Source organism: Allomuricauda ruestringensis DSM 13258, assembly GCF_000224085.1.
Lineage (GTDB): Bacteria > Bacteroidota > Bacteroidia > Flavobacteriales > Flavobacteriaceae > Flagellimonas > Flagellimonas ruestringensis.
Window position 1 is genome coordinate 3,042,643 of record NC_015945.1, and the last position, 20,358, is coordinate 3,063,000.

The window sequence follows — 20,358 nt, forward strand, 5'->3', positions numbered from 1 at the left end:
ACCATGACTACAAGACGCGATTTCATAAAAAAAACAACTACAGGTACCGCTGCTGTTACCTTGGGCGCTGCAGTATTTCCTTCTTGGGCGAATGCCCGAATTCTTGGAGCCAACGATCATATCAATTGTGCGGTAATCGGTGTAAGGAGCCGAGCCAAAGCACATGTGTTGGCGATTCACCAAGATGTCAACGCCAAGATTTTATACAGTTGTGATGTGGACGATACCATTCTGGAAGAACACAATGCTTGGTGCCAAGAGCGCATAGGATATGTACCGAAGGTAGAAAAGGATTTCCGTAAAATATTAGAGGATAAGGACGTGGATGCCATCTTTATTGCTACACCCGAACATTGGCATGCTCCCATGGCCATTATGGGCCTACAGGCAGGAAAACACGTTTATGTAGAGAAGCCCTGTAGCCATAACCCTTATGAAAATGATTTGTTGGTTGCAGCTCAAAAGAAGTATGGAAAAAAAGTTCAGATGGGCAACCAACAGCGCTCGGCCAAAACTTCCATGTCGGCAGTGGAAGACATCAAAAAAGGTGTGATCGGAGACGTTTTCAAAGGAGAGGCTTATTATTCCAATAACCGCGGTTCCATTGGGCACGGAAAGGCAATTGAAGTACCCCAGACCTTAAACTGGGATATGTGGCAAGGTCCAGCGCCCCGAGAAAATTATCGGGATAACATCCACCCCTATAACTGGCATTGGTTCCGGAATTGGGGCACGGGAGAAATCCATAACAACGGTACCCACGAGATTGATATTTGCCGCTGGGCTCTGGGCGTGGATCTGCCCGAAACGGTAACAGCGTTTGGGGGAAAGTACACTTATGATGATGACTGGGAATTCCCAGACAACCAGCAAGTGACTTATACATTCCCAGGAGATAAATTCATTACATGGACTTCCCACAGCCGTGGTATAATGAAGCCAGAGCGACCTGGACGTGGAATCACTATTTATGGAAGCAAAGGAGTAATCGAGCTGAGTCGAAATTTTTACAAGTTGTACGATCTTGGAGGTAATCCAATCAAAATTGAGTTTGAGAAAGAACTCAGTGCCACCACCAATACCCAAGGTATCGGCGGGCTGGATGTTGATCATGTGTCCAACTTCTTTAATGCTATCCGAAAAGATAACTCTCTAAATTCTGATATAAGAGATGCAAGCGTTTCCACCATGCTCTGCCACTTGGGAAATATGGCCCACGATGCCGGGCATACCATCGAAGTAAATACCCAAACAGGCAAGGTCTTGAACAGTGAAAAAGCCATGCAGGGTTGGAAAAGGGAGTACGAAAAAGGCTGGGAACCTAAACTTTAAATGGTATGAAGCGACGAGACTTTATGGTTAAAGGTAGTTTGGCCGGTTCCGCAGTCTTATATGCTCCAACAGTGCTGGGGTACGGAACCCACAGTCCAAACGAAACCATAAATGTTGGTATTGTTGGAACAGGGGACCGGGGCGGTGGACTTATCCCTTTCATCAACCAGATTCCCAATATGAGGGTAGTCGCCTGTTGTGACATCATTCCCTTTAGACTTAGCTCGGGACTTTCAAAAGTAGAAGGCAAGGCCAAAGGATATTCTGACTACAAAAAAATGTTGGAGGACAAGGATGTGGATGCCGTTTTGGTGGCAACTCCGTTCAGTACACATTCCAAAATCGTTGTCGATGCTTTACAGGCAGGAAAGCATGTGTACGGAGAAAAGACCATGGCAAAGGGATATGAGGGCATCAAGGAATTGGTAGCGGCGACCGATGCATCCAAGAGCATATTTCAAGCAGGTCACCAATATCATAGCTCCCGTTTATATTCACATATCGTGGACGAAATCAAACAAGGGAAAATAGGCAAGATAACAGCCTTTGAGTGCCAATGGAACCGAAATGGAAATTGGCGCCGTCCTGTACCCGACCCAAAATGGGAGCGCATGATCAACTGGCGAATGTACCGCGAATATTCAGGTGGTCTTTTGGCCGAACTCTGTTCGCACCAACTGGATTTTGCCAATTGGGTATTGGATGCCACACCCGAAAAGGTCATGGGCATAGGGGGCATCGATTACTGGAAAGATGGCAGGGAAACCTATGACAATATACACCTTATCTACAGCTACCCCGAAGGGGTGCGGGCATCATTTACCTGCCTTACCAGTAATGCGATGGGCGATTACAAGGTCAAGGTAATGGGGGATAAAGGAACGTATATTTTGGATTATGTCAAGGCTTGGTACTATCCCGAGGGAAGTTACCAAAAAGAGATCGGTGAGGTCGATGGCGTTTCAGGGGCCACCTTAAATTGGGATCAAGGCCGGGGGATTCCATTGGAGTTTGACCATGAAGACCCCAGTAAGCAGGCTTTGATTGACTTCAGAGACAATATCATAAACAATACGCTGCCCGTTTCCAACGCCAAAACAGGTGCCATGGCCGCAGCTTGTGTGCAAATGGGACTGGACGCCATGTATAACGATAAAATTGTGGTCGATGCACGGATTTGATGATAGGTATGATCTGCCCCATATTATTGCTAAATAATCAGTTAGTCCCTCAATTTTAACCCATTGGTAAAATATACGGAATTATTTTCTTGAGCTTGTAACTGTCCGATAAATATTGAAAAAGCTACTAAGATTAAAACTCGTGATGTCATTGTATTTGGTTTACTTTTTATTCTAATAGATGCTCCATATAGAATGACAATGCTTATTTTCAATACCCTGACTTATTTGCAGTTTTTTTCAACTTTGTATGATTAAGCTTTCTTTTTTATTTGCGGATATTTTTGATGCAATAGATATTGAAATCCACTATAATCGGATAATTGTCCTATTGTCTCAACTGGCTGATAGGGGGCAGGACAAACTACTTCAAATTGGCATCCATCCGAGGAAAGCTAAAGAGGCTGGACGAATGGTTACCCAACAGGATTTGGTCTTATTCTTTGTTTACGTAATCCTTTCGTGTTCAGGGCAGTCCAAACGAATTTCAGATTCAGTAAGTTTTGTTTTCAGTAGATTACAATAATGATTTCCGTTTTCACCATTGTAAAAAGAGCAGGTAAAACACATGCGTTGAATGGTAATGACACCAGACTTGTTTAGGTCATAAATCAATTTCAGCAACCCGTTAAGCATTGTTGTTTTCTGTTCTTGTGTTAGTTTTTCAATCGGTTGTTCGATGGAAGAAGCAAAGAATGATGCTTTTTTAGCAATATTTTTTCCTTCGTCAGTAAGTGAAAGGGAATAGCTTCTTGTGTCGGTAGGGTCTGTTTCTTTGGTAACCAATTCTTTGGAGAGTAAAACCCTAACACTATCGCTAATAGTGGCTTTTGTCATATTGAACTCGTCTGCCAAATATCCCACTTTACATTTTTCCAAGGAATGGAAAGAGATGAATATCAAAATTTGAATTTGTATCGGGCTTAATGAGTTTTCTTTACTTTCGTTCCAAAGCAATACCCTGAATGCTTCCGAAATACGTTCCAAAGCAACCACAATTCGGCTTTCTATTTTTTGGTTTTGTTCGTTTAAATTGAATGATGGATATTTCATAGTGTCATATTTTTGCCCACATAGACCCAAGCCTTTTTTCCTGATTCAAAAGTTTCAAGTATTCTATGGTATTCACTTACTTCATAGTTGTCGGTTTCAGCAAGCTCGGTGTTCGTAATTTCAAATAGCATGCCTTCAATAAAATCACTTTCGTGTGCGGATTTTACGGCAATTGGGTGATGTTCCAGCTGACTTTTAGCAAGGACTGTTGTATCTGTAATTTGTATTTTTTCAGTTTTATACCCGATCAATCTATCTCGCTCTCCTTTTAAGGTCCGACCGTAATTTTCAATTTGTACCTTCTCTAACTGTAAGGTGCCGTAAGAGAATAATAAATGTGTTGTCCCTTTCATCTGCAATTTTCCATTTCAACGATAAAATACCCTTTTTGCTTAATCTCAGCTTCCCATTGGGGCCGTACTGTTTCCATGTGGCAGAACCTACATTCTTTTGATGTTAAAGCTCGTCCTTCTTGAGCTTTGGTTTTTAAATATTCTTTACCATAACCGTAAATTAAGGCTGTATCCCTAATTTCTTCAGGAGCAATAATGTCAAAGTGCATTACGCTACCGTCTTTTTTGGTTACATAGGTGTCCCAAACTGCTACTTTCATTTTTGTTTCATTTTGATAAAAAGGAAAGCCCTGTAAAGATAGGAATCCTAACTTTACAGGGCAAAAAATATTACTTGACTTTATAGGGTAGCGACAGGTCGCCACTTGCTACTGAATACACTTTGTAAACACCAAGCATTGGCTTGTCTCCCCCAACTTCTCCGCTTGTATTGACTTGCATAAAGGCTGTAACTCCATCATAGGAAAAATTCGTTTTGTTGTTCATTCGATAATCGGGAACAACTACTCGTATTGTATTCTTGTTTGTGATGACTTGAAAACCTGGTGAGTCCATATACATGGGCATTCCCGGATTGGTCGGCGGTAAAACCACACTAGTGTCTTTTGGGTCAAATTGCTTTACGGCCAAACCGCCTTCCACACGGTTGTCATCGGTTAAGACCACCCAATGCGGATGCCAAACAATGCCGTCATTGACAAAATTTAGGTCAGCATTTTCGTCCCAAAGTGGCGTGTCATCAAAGTCGGGATGTGAGGTCAAGGCAAGTGCCACAATGCCTTCGGTATCGCCAAAGCCAACATCGGTAGATTTTAAAGTAGTTGGAAATACGTAACCTAAAACAGGTGCTCCATTCATTTGACCTGCTGGTGTTGGCGTTGTTTTCCCTGCTGTTCCTTTTACGGTAATTTCCCAAATGGTAGCTGCAATGTCATCCGAGTGCTTTACGCTCACATTTTTAATTTGGAAATCGTCATTGTCGTAGTCTTTGCATTTGTCGCAGGCATAACTCTTAACAGCGAAAAGGGAAACTCCAAGAAGAAAGAATAATTGTTTCATTATTTATTGAATTTAAATTGTTAAAAGTTAGGAGCCTTACAATAAATTAGGACTCCTAACTTATTGATATAAATTTTTTAGCCTTTTACATCGGCCACAGATGCGCCAAAATTGATGTGCAATACATTCCCATTTGGTGTTAGCAAAGCTGGAACAGAGTTTACTCCTGCTTTTTCTGCTTCTGCGATTCGGTCGCGGTCTTCGCCAATGTGAACAAGTTCAACATTTTCCACACCAATTAGATTAACGATGTCGTGCTCTGCACTCACGCATACTGGACATCCTGCGTGATAGAAAATTGATTTAGCCATTTGATTAAGGTTTAAATTGTGTTTTGGCACTATTGCCGATGTAAATATAGTAAGGAATCCTAACAAAATAAATTATTTAAAGAATTTATTTCTGGTTACGTATATAGATACCTCAAAATTCAAATTGCAAAGACTGGCCTAAAAACAGAAAGCTCCTAAAAAGGGCTTAAACAGGTCTCTTTTCCACTGTTCAAGGGCTTGTACAACGGTTACTGTCGTTATAGTAAGTGGTTTACTTTTTCTCATTAATAGTGTCCTTTGCTTTTTTTAATGCGTCATCAATGTTGTCACAAATGTTGTGTTTTCCCAAGTCTTCATAAACTTTCATCTTGAGAAATTCTCTTTTAATTTCATCATTGGCTCCTGAAATAATTATTGTTGTTCCATGGGATTGTAGGTACTTGTATATTTCTTTCAGTCGGTTTATACCTGTCGCATCTATGAATGGAACGTGTCTTACTCTTAAAATTAAAATTTCTGGCTCTTGCTTCAAGTCTTTAATTACTTCTTGAAACTTTTGAGACGCACCAAAAAACAAAGGGCCGTTGATTTCATAAATCAAGACACCTTTCGGAATCTCAGGTATTTCTTCGTCAAAAAGTCGTTCGCCATTTTCATCTTCAGTTTTGAAATAACTCATTGCGTTTTGGATAGATGTTGATTCGCTCATTCGTTTCATAAATATAAAACTGGACAAAATCATTCCTACTTCAATAGCAATAATCAAGTCGAAAAATACAGTTAAGAAAAAGGTTGTGAGCAACACAATTACGTCCATTCTGTTGCTTTTTAGTAAAGCCTTAAAGTGGTGCCATTCACCCATATGCCAAGCAACTACTACCAAAATACCTGCTAAACAGGATAATGGAATTAATTTTGCCACAGGTGCAAAAAGTAACATAATCAATAATAAAACAATAGCGTGAACAATTCCTGAAATGGGTGTTCTACCGCCATTTTTAATGTTTGTTGCTGTACGAGCAATCGCACCTGTTGCAGGTATTCCCCCAAAAAGTCCTGAAAAGATATTGGCTGTTCCTTGTGCCACCAATTCCATATTAGAACGGTGTCTGCCTCCCATCATGCCATCAGCCACGACAGCAGAAAGTAGTGATTCGATACTACCCAATAATGCAATGGCAATAGCGGGTTGAATTAGTTGTTGGATGGTAGCAAAGTCTATGTTAGGAAATGTAGGTAAACTAATCTGGTTAGGTATTTCACCAAATTTTGTTTCAATGGTTTCAACGGGAAGTTCGAAGAAATAAACAGCTATTGTGCTTAATGAGATAGCTACAATAGAACCTGGGATTTTTGATGTGATTTTATTGAAATTTAGAGATATCAAGACCGTTCCAACAGCAATTGAAAAAGCTATCCAATTTATTCTTTGGAAATTTAGAAAATAGGCTCTCCATTTTTCAATGAAATCGGCAGGGACTTCGCCCATTTCTAATCCGAAAAAGTCTTTCATTTGAGATGAAAAAATTATAATGGCAATACCACTTGTAAAGCCAACAATTAACGGATAAGGAATAAATTTTAAATAATTGCCAAGCCGAGCCAATCCAAGACCAATAATGAGAAACCCTGCCATAAATGTGGCTATCGTTAGTCCACCTATTCCGTGAGTTTGAACAATTCCGTAAACAATAACGATAAATGCACCTGTTGGTCCTCCAATTTGTACACGACTACCACTCAGCGCAGAAATTGTCAAACCCGCAATTACTGCCGTTATAAGTCCTTTTTCCGGTGATACTCCTGATGCAATGGCAAAAGCAATAGCCAATGGTAATGCTACTATTCCTACAATTATTCCGGCAATTACGTCTTTAGTAATTTGTTTTTTGCTGATGCCTTCTTTGAGAAGGGTTAAAAGTTTAGGGGTGAATTCATTGTTTTTCATCTTTTTAGATAGTGAAGTGATTTTTAGACTTTTTTTGGATCGAAAGAGAGGGCTACGGATATTTGTGTTGCGCCACCCAAATTCCATAGCCCATCTACAAAGTACTTGACAAAGATATCATAGAAACGGAAATAGTACCCAACATCCCGATGCCCAGGCGCGGTTTTTCCCCGAGGGTGGAGCTGTCCGAAATCGTCATTGCCGTTCTTTACAAGATGAAGACAGGTGTGCAGTGGGAATATTTGCCCGTAACTGCTCTATTTTCCCAAAGGGCATTGGCCTGACAGGGCGTTTACTGCCATTTAGGGAAATGGTGCCTATCGGGTACCCTTTACCCATGTTGGACGGAAATACTTGAAAAATACAGGGACAGGCTCGACCTCTCCGGCATGGACCTTGACAGGAGCCACTCCTGCCCTAAGGGGCGGACAGGGCGTGGAGTACCAAGGTCGCGGCAACACTTGAGAATGCCAAGATAGATGTCAACGGTCTGTTCCTCAATGCGGATGCAGGTTTTGATCCCAAGGACTTCAGGTCGACCTGTGCAGCCAAGGAAATCAACGCCAACGTCTGTTTCAATAAAAGGAACGGGAACTTGGAGAGGGACGAATATTTTGATCAGGAACTATATGATGAAAGATATATAGAGCGCACCAATGTATGGATGGACAGCTTCCGCTCACTGCTCAACAGGTTCGATACCACCAGGGAAAACTGGAAAGGGTTCAACTACCCCTCCTTCATCGTGCTGGCCCTGAAAAAATTCAAAATCGAAAAGTCTAAATGAGTTCAATTTATGGTTCAGTACAGTTTTCTTATTGTTCAATAAATCTTTTGGGAGCACAAAAGCTTAAATGTAAGAATTTTGCAGAAGACTTGTGTGGTATAAAAGGAAGGTTGTATGTCGACTTAAAATAAAAAGTCAGATGTAGTTTTTTGCTCTCTCCAACAAGCTGTCTATTCAAAAAAGTGGGGCAAGTTACTTTCAAAAATCACCTATGGGGCAGAAAATTCAAGTAAATAGGTAGAAATAAATTATAAGGTAGAATAATTGTATTTGATGGATTGTCAGTAATTAAACGACATATTCTTTTCTTTTTCAAAACCAACTTTGTTATGTCGACTCACCTTAATTCACTTTTGTCACCTATATATGGTTTTAGCCGATTGTCGAATGGATTGGGTTTAAAACTGTACAGATAGGGAGCTTTATGGGAGTTTCCGGAAAACCTCTTTTCATGGCGCAACAAGGTATTTGCACTCAACATTTTTCGTTGGAAACCGCTACGGTTAAAGGAGGTGCCGGTAATGGCCTCATATACCTGTTGTAGTTCTTTCATGGTAAATTTTTTGGGAAGCAAATTCATGCCCAGTAGTTTTTTGTCCAGATTTTCTCGAAGGGTTTCAAGTGCTTTTTCAATAATTTGTTGGTGGTCCATCATCAAGGGTGGTAGCTCATCTAACGAATACCAATCGATTCCATCGGATAATGGGTCTGGTTTGGGTATCACTTTTTCAAAGTTGATCAGGGCATAATAGGCAACGGTGATAAACCGGTCCAATAACCAACCATGCGATGCTATGTCCAGCCCGTTCATTTCCAAAATCCGTTTCATGGGCTCAGGGTCAAACCTTTTCACATCACCAAAAGTTTGAAATTGTTCCAAATAGATGTTCTTGAGCCCTGTCCTCTCGCTCACCCCTTTTTTAACAGCTTCTTCTAAATTCTCATTGCGTCTAACAAAACCGCCGGGAAGCGCATAAAGTCCAGTATTTCGATATTCCAGTACAAGTATTTTCAATTTCTTGCCGTTAAAACCAAAAATAACTGAATCAAATGCTAGATTTGGAATGTAGTCTTCTTTGTTAAGGTTCTTTTTTTTTAGGGTCAAAATGTAATTTTTTTCTAAATAAAGTATATTTTCTCATAAAAACAAAGTACTATTGTGACAACATGTAACAATAGAAAAACAAGTTATAATGAAAAAGCGATTACTTTCCGTGGCGTTGGTTCTCTTTGTAATGTCGGAACTGACCTCACAACAGAAAAACGCCTTTCCTGTTCAAGCCAAACTCAAGAATGGTGTTATTGAGGGGCTTTACGATACTCATACGGGTATCCAAAAATATTTTGGAATACCTTTTGCAAAACCACCGATTGGTGAATTACGATGGAAGGCCCCTCAGCCCTTGGACCCTTGGGAGGGTGTGGTAGAGACAAAGCGTTTTGGTCCAAGGCCTATGCAAGCTATGGTGTTCGGCGATATGAAATCCCGCTCCGATGGCGTAAGCGAGGATTGTCTTTACCTTAACGTTTGGACACCTGCCAAGCGTAACGATAAAAACCTTCCCGTTCTGGTATACTTTTACGGGGGCGGAAACGTTGCGGGGGATGCATCGGAATATCGATATGACGGTGAAAGTATGGCGAAAAAGGGAATTGTGGTGGTTACCACCAATTATCGCCTGAATATTTTTGGGAATCTGGCTCATCCAGAGCTGTCCTCCGAGGCTCCTTACAAGGCATCGGGAAATTATGGACAGTTAGATCAAAATATGGCCCTTCAATGGGTACAGGAAAACATAGCTGCCTTTGGCGGAGACCCAAATCAGGTGACCATAGCAGGGGAATCGGCCGGATCTATTGGGGTTAGTGTACAGATGGCATCCCCATTGTCCAAAGACCTGATTGCAGGAGCTATTGGGGAAAGTGGAGCTGCCATTCCGCCAACTATGGCACCAATTCCTTTAGCAGAGGCGGAAAAGCAAGGTGTACAATTTTTGGAAAATGCCGATATCGAGAACATTTCTCAATTGAGAAAATTGAGTACACGCGAGCTGTACGAGATTTATAATGAATCCAAGAAATTTGGCTTTCCTATGGTTATTGACGGGTATTTACTTACCAAGTCCTTGCCCGAAACCTTTGCCTCACAGGAACAGGCACAGGTTCCATTATTGGTTGGATGGAATTCTGCCGAGATACCTGGCATGGCCTTTACCCAGGGCCCCATTACAAAAGAGGTGTTTGTAGCCAAAGTGAAGGAGGCCTATCCAGAGAATTATCAAACTGTATTGAATCTGTATCCACATAGTACGGAAGAAGAACTTCAATGGGCAGCAACGAACCTTGCTTCCGACCGTTTTATAGCCTATAGTACATGGAAGTGGTTCGACTTACACCGTAAGAACAGTGATCAACCCGTATATCGCTATCTATACAGTAAAATCAGACCCCCATTAAAGAACAAAAACCTGGCATCTGGATTGGCGGGTGGTACCGTGGAAAAAAATTCCAATGCCCCACAAATGCCCAAGCCCATCGGCGCGCCACATGCAGCTGAAATCGAATACGCTATGGGTAATCTGCACCTTGTGGATGATTATGCCTGGACCGCCGAGGATTACAAGGCTTCCGAAACCATGCAGCAGTTTTTTGCCAATTTTATTAAGAGTGGAAATCCCAATGGAAAAGACTTGCCCAATTGGGAAGCAGTAGAGCCAAAAGAAAATGAACCCCCCGTGATGATCATAGATACGGAGAGCAAATTGACCAAGGCCGTAGATGATGTACGTTACGAGTTTTTGGACAAGGATTACAAAAATTAATCCTACTTGTTAGAAAAACAGCGATAAGGTGCCTTTGTTGTCGCGCATCTTTTCTACAGGGGGCAATGCCTTTTAGGCATTGCCCCCTGTACCCATTATAGGTACAATATCGAAAACAAACATGCATTTTAAGCAGGTCGCAGTTATCTAGCAATTGTGCTTTGTTGGTCATCGACATATTCCAAGATGTCGCCTGGTTGGCATTCCAATACATTGCAAATAGATTCCAGCGTACTGAACCTAATTGCTTTGGCCTTGCCCGTTTTAAGTATTGAAAGATTTGCCAGTGTCAACCCTACTTTCTCGGAAAGTTCATTTAGGGACATCTTCCTCTTGGCCATTACCACATTCAAATTTACTATAATAGCCATATATTAAACGGTTAGATCATTTTCAGATTTGATATTCAAACCATTTTGAAACAGTTTGAGTAAAACTGCAGCAAATACAGCCACTATAAATGGAACAACTGCCAATATTAACCCCATTAATATAATGCCTGGCGCATCATCAACCTCTCCCACGTAATAGATATACGGCATCCCTCCAGTGTACAACAAACTTATTGTAAAGGCACTTAACTTAATTTTATTTAAGGCCTTGATCGATGCATTTGAAAATGCTTTGTTCCTATCAATATAAAGCAGTAGCCTGTGGGCCTGGTAGAGTGCATACAGGAAAGGAATTTCAGTCACACATATCCCCAATAAAATTGGCCTAAATATCCCCATGCTATCAGCGGCAATGGATACATACAATAAAAAGCCAAACAAACAGATTGCTGCGATAGCTAAAAATAAAACAACAAATTTTAGTAAGAGGGTGGAGCCTCGATCTGTAATTTGTGATTTGATGTTTTTCATTTATCTCAAATTTTGAATACAGAGGCAAATAAAATAAAAATTTATTGAAAAACAACAAAAAATTATCGAATAAAACAAAAAGTTGATGAGGATTGAAAATATGTCAGTTTCTATTAGGAAATTTTTAAGAACCTCTGCCTTTCTTTTCATTATTTAACCAATGAAAGTGAGTTTAAATTGCCACTTTGACATTTCAAAAACTATTTTTATGAGAATAATGTATGATTCATGGTTTGGAATGCATTTTGACTGATTATCAATCGGTATGTTCCAATAGTTTAACATTTAAAAAATTTTAGATTATGGAGAAGAAACCGGTCAAAGTCAGATTAGTGGGTAGAAATGGGAGAAACTACGACATCCAATTTCCTTATCTACATATACCCGTTACAGTCAACGAAACTCTTTATCGTAGAATGTTGAAAAGTGCGGAGTACCAGTTCGATAGTAGTACAGAGAGGCTTAAAGAACAGGGTACCGCGAATTGAACTAAAGTCTATGCCTATTGGTTGACATAGGTGAATAATTTGAAGATTGTTTCCGACCTTCGGACTTGAATAGGTTCCATGTCGTTTGGGCAGAACCAAAGTTGTACATGATAAATGTATTGTCTTTGTCGCAATTTACAGATGTTTAAAGAGTTGAAAACACTTTCTTCTTTGACCAATCAAAGTATGTGCTAATATTTATTCTTTTTTACTGTAGGGCAAGACCTTGGGGCCGGCAGAAACCATAATTCCCGCTTGGAAGATGGCGGCAAGGTCGAACAATATCACGGACAGGCTTATTTTCCATTCCGATAGGGGCTCACAATATGCCAGTTACGAGTTTACCGATATCCTTAAAGGACATAATGGCCTGGTTGTACAATCAATGAGCAGAAAAGGGAATTGCTGGGACAATGCAATGGAGGAATCCTTCTTCAAGAGCTTGAAGGTCGTCGAATAGGTGTACCATCAAAATTATAGCTTCAGGTCCGAAGCGGAACTATCGATATTCCAATGGATAGAGACTTTGTACAATAGGAGGAGGATACACTCGACATTGCACTATAAAACCATAGCGAAATTTGAAAACGAAATGTATAACCAAAAATCAGATGCATGACCCTTATCTAATCGTCACTTTTTTGTTGCAAATCCATTTCCCTCAAGAAATCGTTGGTGGATTGGAAGCTGGGAGTAAGGCTTAAATTCTTTCTTTCATAAGTCTGGATAAAGTCTCCGGTCTTATGGCGAGATAAGATGCCAAATGCTTTCGAGGAATTCGTTCCACAATCTGGGGTTTCATATATTGCATATAAAAGGCCAACCGCTTTCGGGCATTCGGAATTCTTGCCAAATAAACCCTGTGTTCGGCCAGAATGTAATATTCTTCGAGTAATATACGGTTAATGTGTCGCATTTCGGGAAAATGGTTCAAACAGTATTTGTAGTCCTCATATTCCAAATAATCGCAATGGGTCTTTTCCAAACTTTCAATATATTCTTCGCTCTTTTGATTTCTAAAAAAGCCGGTAATAGAGGTGAAAACTTCATTTTCAGTATCTATCCATGTTGTTATTTCTGAAGAATCACAAACAAAATATCCTCTTACCATTCCTTTTTTAATAAGATAAAGTCGGTTGCAAACCTCCCCGGCTTTGCTAATAAGTTCGTTTTTCTCGAAGGAACCACTTTTTATATGCTGAACAAGATAATTTTTTAAACTGGGGCTTAAGGGATAGATTGAGTCGAGAAATAAAATGATAAATAGATTTTTCTCTGTATTCTTTTTGGACAACATGTAAAAAATTAGTTAGGTTTTTTGTTTGGTTCCCAAAAATACCAATTACAAAAGTTTTCTGTATGTTATAGACAATGTTTTTCAATTTGGTGAACAGATGCTTTTGGTTTATCAAATCTGCCCGTCTTTTAGATTACGGCAAAAGGGACTTTAAGAGCTTTTTCCACGTTTATGGCTAATTGTACACGACTGTTGAATTAGTTTATGATCAAACGATATGTATTTCTTGGAAAGCCTAGACATTCCGATAAGCTTTAACACGAAAAGAGATTAGCATTAGGTGCAGTGAATATGTGGGCCCCTCAAAAACTATTTTTGAAATTGTCCATAGCGGACAGGAAAGTAAAAGATAACAAGCCTGAGACTTGTTGATTATTCCAAGTTTAAGGAAAATAAACCTATTGCTCCCATCGTTTTCTATAAAAAACGTAAGAAAAAGAGATGGAATTCTTAATTTGACAGGGCTTTAACCAGCCAAACAAGACATCATTTGATGGTGCTTGACAATAAATAAAAATTGATTTTGATATATAAAAAATCTTCATAATGGTATTGGTATCACTCTAAAGTGATGATTTAAAATGAATTGCCCGAAAAATAACTGTGTTACTGTATTTTCATGGATTTAATCTCCCTAGGGCATAAACTTTCACAAAAAATTATTGTTTATTTTACCATATCAAAAAAAACCTTAACCTACCAAAAGTAAATGAAAGACTATAGCCCATTGTTCCATGATAACCCAAACCCCATTTGGGTCCATGAAATTGATAGTAAGATAATTTTGGAAGTGAACGAGGCGGCTTTGGACCTCTATGGATATTCCCGAAAAGAATTTCTATCTCTCTCATTTCAAGACCTTTTATCTGATGTTGGTGACCTTGGTTTATCAACATTGTTCAATGAATTGGACACTAAGAAAACAGCTTGGCCTCAAAAGACAATTGTTTTTGGGAAGATGGGAAACCCCATAAAATGTAAATTCTCCTTTCAAAAAGTGTTTTTTCAGGACAGGGATTGTATAATGGTGATTGCTACAAATGTAGAACATGCAGAAGAGATGAATTCGGAGCAATCCCTTACCGATTACCTTCGAGTAAGGGCTTCGCAGATTGCCAAATTAGGATACTGGAAACTTGATATAGATACAGGAACATTAATATGGTCGGACGAAGTTTATCATATTTGGGGTGAGGAAAGGGATAAGTTCAATGTCAATTTCGATTCTTTTTATAACAGCATTCATCCAGATGATAGGTTGCTTTTTGACCAAGAGCAGGGGAGTGCTTTGGAGGGTTTGCAGGAACTCGATTTTGTCCATAGGATAATTCGCAGCGATGGAAAAATTAAGTGGGTTCACGAAAAGGGTAGGTTAATTAAGAACAGTAAGGGCAAGCCACTCTCTTTTGAAGGAACCGCCCAGGATATTACAGCACAAATAGAGGAAGAACAGCGGCTTAAACTGTTGGAGAGCGTGGTGACCCACACCAACGATGCCGTTATGATCACCGATTCGGGACCTTTGGAAGAAGAAGGCCCAAAAATAGTTTATGTAAACAGGGCTTTTACCCAAATGACAGGGTACACCCCCGAAGAAATCATTGGCAGAACCCCTGATATGTTAAGAGGTCCAAAGACCGACAGAAATGAATTGGAACGGTTCTACAAAACCTTGACCAAAGGTGAGCCCTGTGAGGTCATCATCACCAATTATCGAAAAAATGGGTCGCCGTTCTGGATCAATATTGCAGCTTCGCCCGTTAAGGACGCCCAAGGGAGGGTCTCACATTATATTGCCATCCAAAGGGATGTTTCATCAAAAATCAATGCCCAGCTCGAAAGGGATTTTTTGGCCAAGATCAGTACCACCTTCAAGGAAAATGAAAATCTGGGCAGCTGCCTTGATCAGGTATGCAAACTGGTCACCCTTCACGGGGGGTTCACTTTTTGCGAGGTTTGGTTGCCCAGCACCCACAAAAACAGCCTTCGGTTCGCGGCCATGTACGGGAAGGATGAAGCTGGGGAAACATTTTATGAACACTCCAAGAATACCAGGGAGATGGGATTTGGCGACGGGCTTCCCGGTACGGTATGGGAAACCGGACAATCGGTGCTCTGGGGCAACATTGACCGGAACAGCCTCTTTATCAGAAAAAAGGCAGCACAACGATCGGGCATTAAGTCGGTGTTGGGCATTCCTTTAAAACACCGGGGCACTATCGTTGGAGTCTTGGCCGTTGGCACCCTGGAAAGGGAGAAACAGTTCAAGGCCCATTATCCCGTACTGTCCAAATTGGAGGATTACTTGGGGTCCGAGATAAACCGCAAGCGTTTGGAGGAGGATCTGACGTACTTGTTCGAGACCCTCCCGGACCTTATTTGCCTGTTTGATTTCAACGGGAATTTCCTTAAAATAAACAAGGCCGGGTGCGACATACTGGGCTACTCCGAAGCTGAGATCGTTGGTTCTCCCGCCCACAGGTTTATACATGTCGAGGACAGGGAAATTTCTGATGGACTGATCCAAAAGATACGGGACGGACAGGAAACCTTCGAGATTGAAAACCGCTACATCACCAAAACGGGCAAACCGGTCTGGCTCAGTTGGCACTGCAAGGTAGTGTTGGACGAAGGCGTGGTCTACGCCACGGCCAAAGATATCACGGAGTCCAAAAAATTACAGGAATTGGTCTCCGATGCATTCCGATTGGCCCGGATAGGTGGCTGGGAAATCGATATGATCCATGAAAAGTTGACATGGTCGGAAGGAGTACACCAAATTTATGAGACCGACCCATTGAACTATGAGCCAGAGTTGGAAGGTGCCATCAATTTCTATAGGGAAGACCACAGGGAGATGGTAAAAGACGCTGTTAGTTCAGCAATGGAAAAAGGAGAGGCTTTTGAATATGAAGCTGCTTTTATCTCGGCAAAGGGCAACGAGAAGTGGGTCAGGGCAATGGGACAGGCCGAAATCGCCAATGGGAAATGTATTCGCCTATATGGAAGTTTTCAGGATATTACCCAATTAAAGGAAGCCGAACATAGGCTTTTGGCCATCACCAACGACCTTCCCGGTGTAACTTTTCAATATTACCTATATCCGGATGGAACCGACAAAATGCAGTCCGTTAGCCAAAAATCCCAAGCAATATGGAATCTTACCCCTGATGAATGCGAGAAACATTCTCAACTTATATGGGATCAGATAAAAAAGGGAGGGGATTATGAAGCGTTGGTGCAAGAAATCCAAAACTCTGTTGAAACACTTCAACAGTGGCATAGCCGATGGCGATATATTATGCCCAATGGTAAAATCCGTTGGCACGAAGGCTATGGTACACCTTATAAATTGGCCGATGGTACCGTTCTCTTCAACTCGATGGTCTTTGATATAACGGACGAGATCAAATTGAAAAATCTCTTGGAGGAGACCTCGGAATTATCCAAGATCGGCAGTTGGGAAATGGAACTGCTTTCAGAGCCTAGAAGCGATACCATGTACTGGTCGCCCATGGTCCGAAAAATAATAGAGGTGGACGGGGACTATGACGCCTCATTGAGCGGCGGCCTTGAATTCTATACCCCCGAAAGCAGGCCAATTGTGGAAAAAAGGATAGAGGAACTTATTGAAAAGGGCACGGAATATGACCAAGAGGTACTGTTAAAAACCGGATCGGGAAAGGAAAAATGGGTACGGATTATCGGAAAAAGCGAACGTGCCAATGGGGTGTGCACCAAAATATATGGAAGTATCCAAGACATACATGCAATGAAAACCACCCAGTTGCAGCTCCAGGAAATTCTGGGCAGTATTTCGGATGCGTTCTATGCCGTGGACAAGGACTGGAACTTTACCTATTTCAACAAAGAGGCCGAAAATTTACTTGGTAAGAAAAGTGATGAGGTACTGGGCAAAAACCTTTGGGAACTGTTTTCCCCTGTCCTGGGTACCGAACTGGAAACCGTGTACAGAAGGGTCGACAAGAAGGGCAGGGCAGAAAGCTTTGAATACCTATATCCTGGAAATGGTTCTTGGTACGAGATCAATACCTACCCTTCCAATGGCGGTGTTTCGGTCTATTTTAAAAACATAGATGAAAGGAAAAAGGCCTCAGAAGCCCTGGAATCGGCCTTTCGGGAAAAAAACATGATTCTGGAGAGTATCGGGGATGCCTTTTTTGCCATGAAGGAGGACTATACGGTAACCTATTGGAACAAGACCGCGGAACGCTTGCTCGGGGTTAAAAGGGAAGACTTGATCGGCAAAAACCTTTGGGACATGTTCCCCGATGCAGTGGACCTGCCCTCCTACACCAACTACAACAAGGTGCTCAAGACCCGTGAACCCATCTCCTTTGAGGACTATTATGGTATTTGGCTGGAAGTCAACGCATATCCATCGGAAGAGGGCATCAGTGTGTTTTTTAGGGACATTACCCAAAAAAAGAAAGCAAACGAGAAAATTCTGCACAAGACAGAGCAGCTGGACATCATTGCCGAAATGAACACGGAGCTGCTCAATTATGACGACTGGTTCAAAGTAGTTGAAAAAGCGTTCGGGAAAGTAGGCAAGTGTATTAAAGCGGACCGGATATATTATTTCCAAAACTCCCTCAATGAAAAAACGGGTGAACTAGAAACTAGCCAGCGCTTGGAATGGAATAATGAAGGGGTGCCTTCCCAGATAAATAACCCCATGCTCCAGAATCTTTCCTTTAGTATGGTACAGGATTTTATGCAACCACTGGCCCAAAACAAGGCTTTCAAGGCCATAGTCAGCGAGATGCCGGATACAGAGACCAAAAGGCTCCTTCTTGAACAGGACATCAAATCCATTTTAGTATTCCCGTTATGGGTCAATAAAAAGTTTTGGGGCTTTATCGGTTTTGACGACTGTAAAAGCGAAAGAAATTGGAACCAAGATGATACTTCCTTTCTAAGGACCATAACAACCAACCTTTCCACGGCAATAGAAACCTCCATGACCAACCAAGAATTGGAACGCTCCTATAATGAAAAGGACCAGATCCTGGAAAGCATTGGGGATGCCTTCTTCGCTGTCGGTAGAGATTGGACAGTCACCTATTGGAACAAACAGGCCGAACAAGTGCTGGGAAGGAAAAGAAATGAGATTGTGGGCAAAAAGCTTTGGGACGAATATGCCGATGCCGTTGAGCTGGAGTTTTATGCACAGTACCACAAGGCCATGGCCACCGGAAAAATGGTCACTTTTGAAGAATTCTACCCCACATTAAATATATGGTTCGAGGTATCGGCCTATCCTGGCAACGAAGGGCTATCGGTCTATTTTAAGGACATCACCTTGCGCAAGGAGACCGATATCGAGATTCTCCGGGCCAACGAGCGCTTTGAAAAGGTGGCACAGGCGACCACGGATGCGATTTGGGACTGGGACATCGAAAACAAGATCTTCCACCGAAGCGATGGATTTGAAAAGCTGTTTGGGCACAGGGTCAAAAAGCGCCTGGATGAAAGCGAGGTATGGGAAGACAGCTTCCACGCGGACGACCTATCGGAGATCAAATCCAGTCTCAAGGAGAGCCTGCAAGACCCTTCCAAGGAATTTTGGAAGAAGGAATACAGGATCGTCCATGAAAACGGAGAAATCAAGACCGTGGTCGACAAAGGGGCCATCATCAGGAACGGGTCCGGGCAGGCCATCCGTATGGTGGGCGCCATCACGGACATCAGCGAGCGCATCGAACACGAAAGGGAATTGGAAGAACTCAACGAAGCGCTCAAAAAAAACATCAAAGACCTGGAAATCACCAACGACCAGTTGGAGCAGTTTGCCTTTATAGCCTCGCACGACCTCCAGGAGCCGCTTCGGATGATTACCAGCTTTTTGAACCAGTTGCAACGAAAATATAGTGGCCAATTGGACGAAAAGGCGGACCAGTACATCCATTTTGCTACCGATGGGGCCAAGAGAATGAAACAGATCATTCTGGACCTCCTCGAATATTCCCGTGCGGGAAGATCTGAGGAGAGCCCCGAGACCATTGACCTGAACGAGCTGGTCGAAGAGTACGAAGTACTGCGGAGCAGGTTGATAAAAGAGAAATCAGTAAAGATCGTCAAGGGGAAATTTCCCAAGGTCACCTGTTATAAGGCGCCATTGACCCAGACCTTCCATTGTTTGATGGACAATGCCATCAAATATTCAAGGGAAGGCGTGCCCCCGCAGATCAAAATCACCGTATCCAACAAGAAAGATCACTGGCAAGTGAAAATCAAGGACAACGGTATTGGCATTGATCCCAGCTTTTATGACAAAGTTTTTATTATCTTTCAACGACTTCATGACAGAGATACCTATGGAGGTACAGGAATGGGGTTGGCCATATCCAAGAAAAATGTGGAATCTTGGGGAGGCAAGATCTGGTTGGAGTCCAGACCAGGTAAAGGAAGTGCCTTTTATTTCACAATAAACAAGAACAAGTCATGAAAACTGTACACATATTATTGGTCGAGGACAATGAGGGGGATATTGTACTAACCCTTGATGCCTTTGAGGAGAGCAAGATCAGGACCAATATCAGTATTGTAAAGAACGGTAACGACGCCCTGGACTTTCTTTTTAAAAGGAACAAGTTTGCCAATGCCCTGCGCCCCGATCTTATCCTTTTGGACATCAACCTGCCCATTTTCAACGGGCATGATGTGCTCAAGAGAATAAAGCAAGACCCTTCCTTGAAGAAGATTCCCGTGATCATGCTCACCACCTCATCCAACCAAAGGGACATCAATATGGCATACGAAAATCACACGAACAGTTATGTGACCAAACCTATAGATATGGATGATTTTATGAAGGCTGTTTTAAAAATCGAGGAGTTTTGGTTACAACTCTCCAAATTGGCCGATTAATATTTAAAA

The 20,358-nt window shown here is 41.7% G+C and carries 15 protein-coding genes and 2 pseudogenes; 7 read left to right on the top strand and 10 right to left on the bottom strand.

Translation table 11 applies throughout. The features are described 5' to 3' along the window. The first annotated feature begins 3 nt into the window (after window positions 1–3). Window positions 4–1,332 (top strand): Gfo/Idh/MocA family oxidoreductase, encoded by a 1,329-nt coding sequence (locus tag MURRU_RS13720; RefSeq protein WP_014034073.1) that lies wholly within the window; start codon window positions 4–6, stop codon window positions 1,330–1,332. A 5-nt stretch (window positions 1,333–1,337) separates the two neighbouring features. Beyond that, the gene (locus MURRU_RS13725; RefSeq protein WP_014034074.1) at window positions 1,338–2,513 is read left to right on the top strand and encodes a Gfo/Idh/MocA family protein; all 1,176 of its coding nucleotides are present in this window, start codon (window positions 1,338–1,340) and stop codon (window positions 2,511–2,513) included. 447 nt (window positions 2,514–2,960) lie between these two features. On the opposite strand, the gene MURRU_RS13730 is transcribed toward MURRU_RS13725, so the two are convergent. The 6 genes from MURRU_RS13730 to MURRU_RS13755 form a co-directional block, all read right to left on the bottom strand. Beyond that, entirely contained in the window at window positions 2,961–3,566 is a 606-nt protein-coding gene (locus MURRU_RS13730) for a MarR family winged helix-turn-helix transcriptional regulator (RefSeq protein WP_014034075.1), read from the bottom strand. Then, a complete protein-coding gene (locus MURRU_RS13735; protein WP_014034076.1) occupies window positions 3,563–3,919 on the bottom strand; it encodes a gamma-glutamylcyclotransferase family protein in 357 nt (118 codons plus the stop codon). The genes MURRU_RS13730 and MURRU_RS13735 overlap by 4 nt, the downstream gene beginning before the upstream one ends. Continuing rightward, entirely contained in the window at window positions 3,916–4,179 is a 264-nt protein-coding gene (locus MURRU_RS13740) for a DUF2024 family protein (protein WP_014034077.1), read from the bottom strand. Before MURRU_RS13740 ends, MURRU_RS13735 begins: the two co-directional genes overlap by 4 nt. Before the next feature lie 70 nt (window positions 4,180–4,249). Beyond that, a complete protein-coding gene (locus tag MURRU_RS13745; RefSeq protein ID WP_014034078.1) occupies window positions 4,250–4,978 on the bottom strand; it encodes a hypothetical protein in 729 nt (242 codons plus the stop codon). Between the two features lie 77 nt (window positions 4,979–5,055). Beyond that, complete coding sequence (locus tag MURRU_RS13750) at window positions 5,056–5,289, bottom strand: hypothetical protein (protein ID WP_014034079.1); 234 nt, start codon at window positions 5,287–5,289, stop codon at window positions 5,056–5,058. A 232-nt stretch (window positions 5,290–5,521) separates the two neighbouring features. Further along, window positions 5,522–7,198 (bottom strand): SulP family inorganic anion transporter, encoded by a 1,677-nt coding sequence (locus tag MURRU_RS13755; RefSeq protein ID WP_014034080.1) that lies wholly within the window; start codon window positions 7,196–7,198, stop codon window positions 5,522–5,524. A 149-nt stretch (window positions 7,199–7,347) separates the two neighbouring features. On the opposite strand from MURRU_RS13755, the pseudogene MURRU_RS17655 reads away from it, so the two are divergent. Next, window positions 7,348–7,985, top strand: a pseudogene (locus MURRU_RS17655) (transposase family protein). 337 nt (window positions 7,986–8,322) lie between these two features. Here the strand turns inward: MURRU_RS17655 and MURRU_RS13760 are convergent. Next, window positions 8,323–9,090: an NUDIX hydrolase gene (locus MURRU_RS13760; protein ID WP_014034081.1), complete on the bottom strand. Its 768-nt coding sequence runs from the start codon at window positions 9,088–9,090 to the stop codon at window positions 8,323–8,325. 88 nt (window positions 9,091–9,178) lie between these two features. Between MURRU_RS13760 and MURRU_RS13765 the strand changes: the two genes are divergently transcribed. After that, complete coding sequence (locus tag MURRU_RS13765; protein ID WP_014034082.1) at window positions 9,179–10,807, top strand: carboxylesterase/lipase family protein; 1,629 nt, start codon at window positions 9,179–9,181, stop codon at window positions 10,805–10,807. Between the two features lie 143 nt (window positions 10,808–10,950). Here the strand turns inward: MURRU_RS13765 and MURRU_RS17660 are convergent, their stop codons facing one another. Continuing rightward, window positions 10,951–11,178, bottom strand: coding sequence for a helix-turn-helix domain-containing protein (locus MURRU_RS17660; protein WP_014034083.1), 228 nt, complete (start codon window positions 11,176–11,178; stop codon window positions 10,951–10,953). 3 nt (window positions 11,179–11,181) lie between these two features. Further along, on the bottom strand, window positions 11,182–11,670 hold the full coding sequence (locus MURRU_RS13775; RefSeq protein WP_014034084.1) for a DUF2975 domain-containing protein: 489 nt from the start codon (window positions 11,668–11,670) through the stop codon (window positions 11,182–11,184). 711 nt (window positions 11,671–12,381) lie between these two features. Here MURRU_RS13775 and MURRU_RS18110 point away from each other — a divergent pair. Then, window positions 12,382–12,777, top strand: a pseudogene (locus tag MURRU_RS18110) (integrase core domain-containing protein); the annotation flags it as partial. Between the two features lie 81 nt (window positions 12,778–12,858). Here MURRU_RS18110 and MURRU_RS13790 read toward each other — a convergent pair. Next, window positions 12,859–13,269, bottom strand: a complete 411-nt coding sequence (locus MURRU_RS13790; RefSeq protein WP_222835041.1) for a Crp/Fnr family transcriptional regulator — start codon at window positions 13,267–13,269, stop codon at window positions 12,859–12,861. Between the two features lie 895 nt (window positions 13,270–14,164). Between MURRU_RS13790 and MURRU_RS17825 the strand changes: the two genes are divergently transcribed. Then, window positions 14,165–19,927, top strand: a complete 5,763-nt coding sequence (locus MURRU_RS17825) for a PAS domain S-box protein (RefSeq protein WP_014034088.1) — start codon at window positions 14,165–14,167, stop codon at window positions 19,925–19,927. Beyond that, complete coding sequence (locus MURRU_RS13800; RefSeq protein ID WP_014034089.1) at window positions 19,924–20,349, top strand: response regulator; 426 nt, start codon at window positions 19,924–19,926, stop codon at window positions 20,347–20,349. Before MURRU_RS17825 ends, MURRU_RS13800 begins: the two co-directional genes overlap by 4 nt. Window positions 20,350–20,358 lie beyond the last annotated feature (9 nt).

What these genes read in the sequence shown, in the direction of transcription:
- MURRU_RS13735 (WP_014034076.1), bottom strand. Translation starts at nt 3,919, where the DNA reads ATGAAAGGGACAACACATTTATTATTCTCTTACGGCACCTTACAGTTA.
- MURRU_RS13730 (WP_014034075.1), bottom strand. Translation starts at nt 3,566, where the DNA reads ATGAAATATCCATCATTCAATTTAAACGAACAAAACCAAAAAATAGAA.
- MURRU_RS13740 (WP_014034077.1), bottom strand. Translation starts at nt 4,179, where the DNA reads ATGAAAGTAGCAGTTTGGGACACCTATGTAACCAAAAAAGACGGTAGC.
- MURRU_RS13725 (WP_014034074.1), top strand. Translation starts at nt 1,338, where the DNA reads ATGAAGCGACGAGACTTTATGGTTAAAGGTAGTTTGGCCGGTTCCGCA.
- MURRU_RS13755 (WP_014034080.1), bottom strand. Translation starts at nt 7,198, where the DNA reads ATGAAAAACAATGAATTCACCCCTAAACTTTTAACCCTTCTCAAAGAA.
- MURRU_RS13720 (WP_014034073.1), top strand. Translation starts at nt 4, where the DNA reads ATGACTACAAGACGCGATTTCATAAAAAAAACAACTACAGGTACCGCT.
- MURRU_RS13750 (WP_014034079.1), bottom strand. Translation starts at nt 5,289, where the DNA reads ATGGCTAAATCAATTTTCTATCACGCAGGATGTCCAGTATGCGTGAGT.
- MURRU_RS13765 (WP_014034082.1), top strand. Translation starts at nt 9,179, where the DNA reads ATGAAAAAGCGATTACTTTCCGTGGCGTTGGTTCTCTTTGTAATGTCG.
- MURRU_RS17660 (WP_014034083.1), bottom strand. Translation starts at nt 11,178, where the DNA reads ATGGCTATTATAGTAAATTTGAATGTGGTAATGGCCAAGAGGAAGATG.
- MURRU_RS13800 (WP_014034089.1), top strand. Translation starts at nt 19,924, where the DNA reads ATGAAAACTGTACACATATTATTGGTCGAGGACAATGAGGGGGATATT.
- MURRU_RS13775 (WP_014034084.1), bottom strand. Translation starts at nt 11,670, where the DNA reads ATGAAAAACATCAAATCACAAATTACAGATCGAGGCTCCACCCTCTTA.
- MURRU_RS13745 (WP_014034078.1), bottom strand. Translation starts at nt 4,978, where the DNA reads ATGAAACAATTATTCTTTCTTCTTGGAGTTTCCCTTTTCGCTGTTAAG.
- MURRU_RS13790 (WP_222835041.1), bottom strand. Translation starts at nt 13,269, where the DNA reads ATGGTAAGAGGATATTTTGTTTGTGATTCTTCAGAAATAACAACATGG.
- MURRU_RS17825 (WP_014034088.1), top strand. Translation starts at nt 14,165, where the DNA reads ATGAAAGACTATAGCCCATTGTTCCATGATAACCCAAACCCCATTTGG.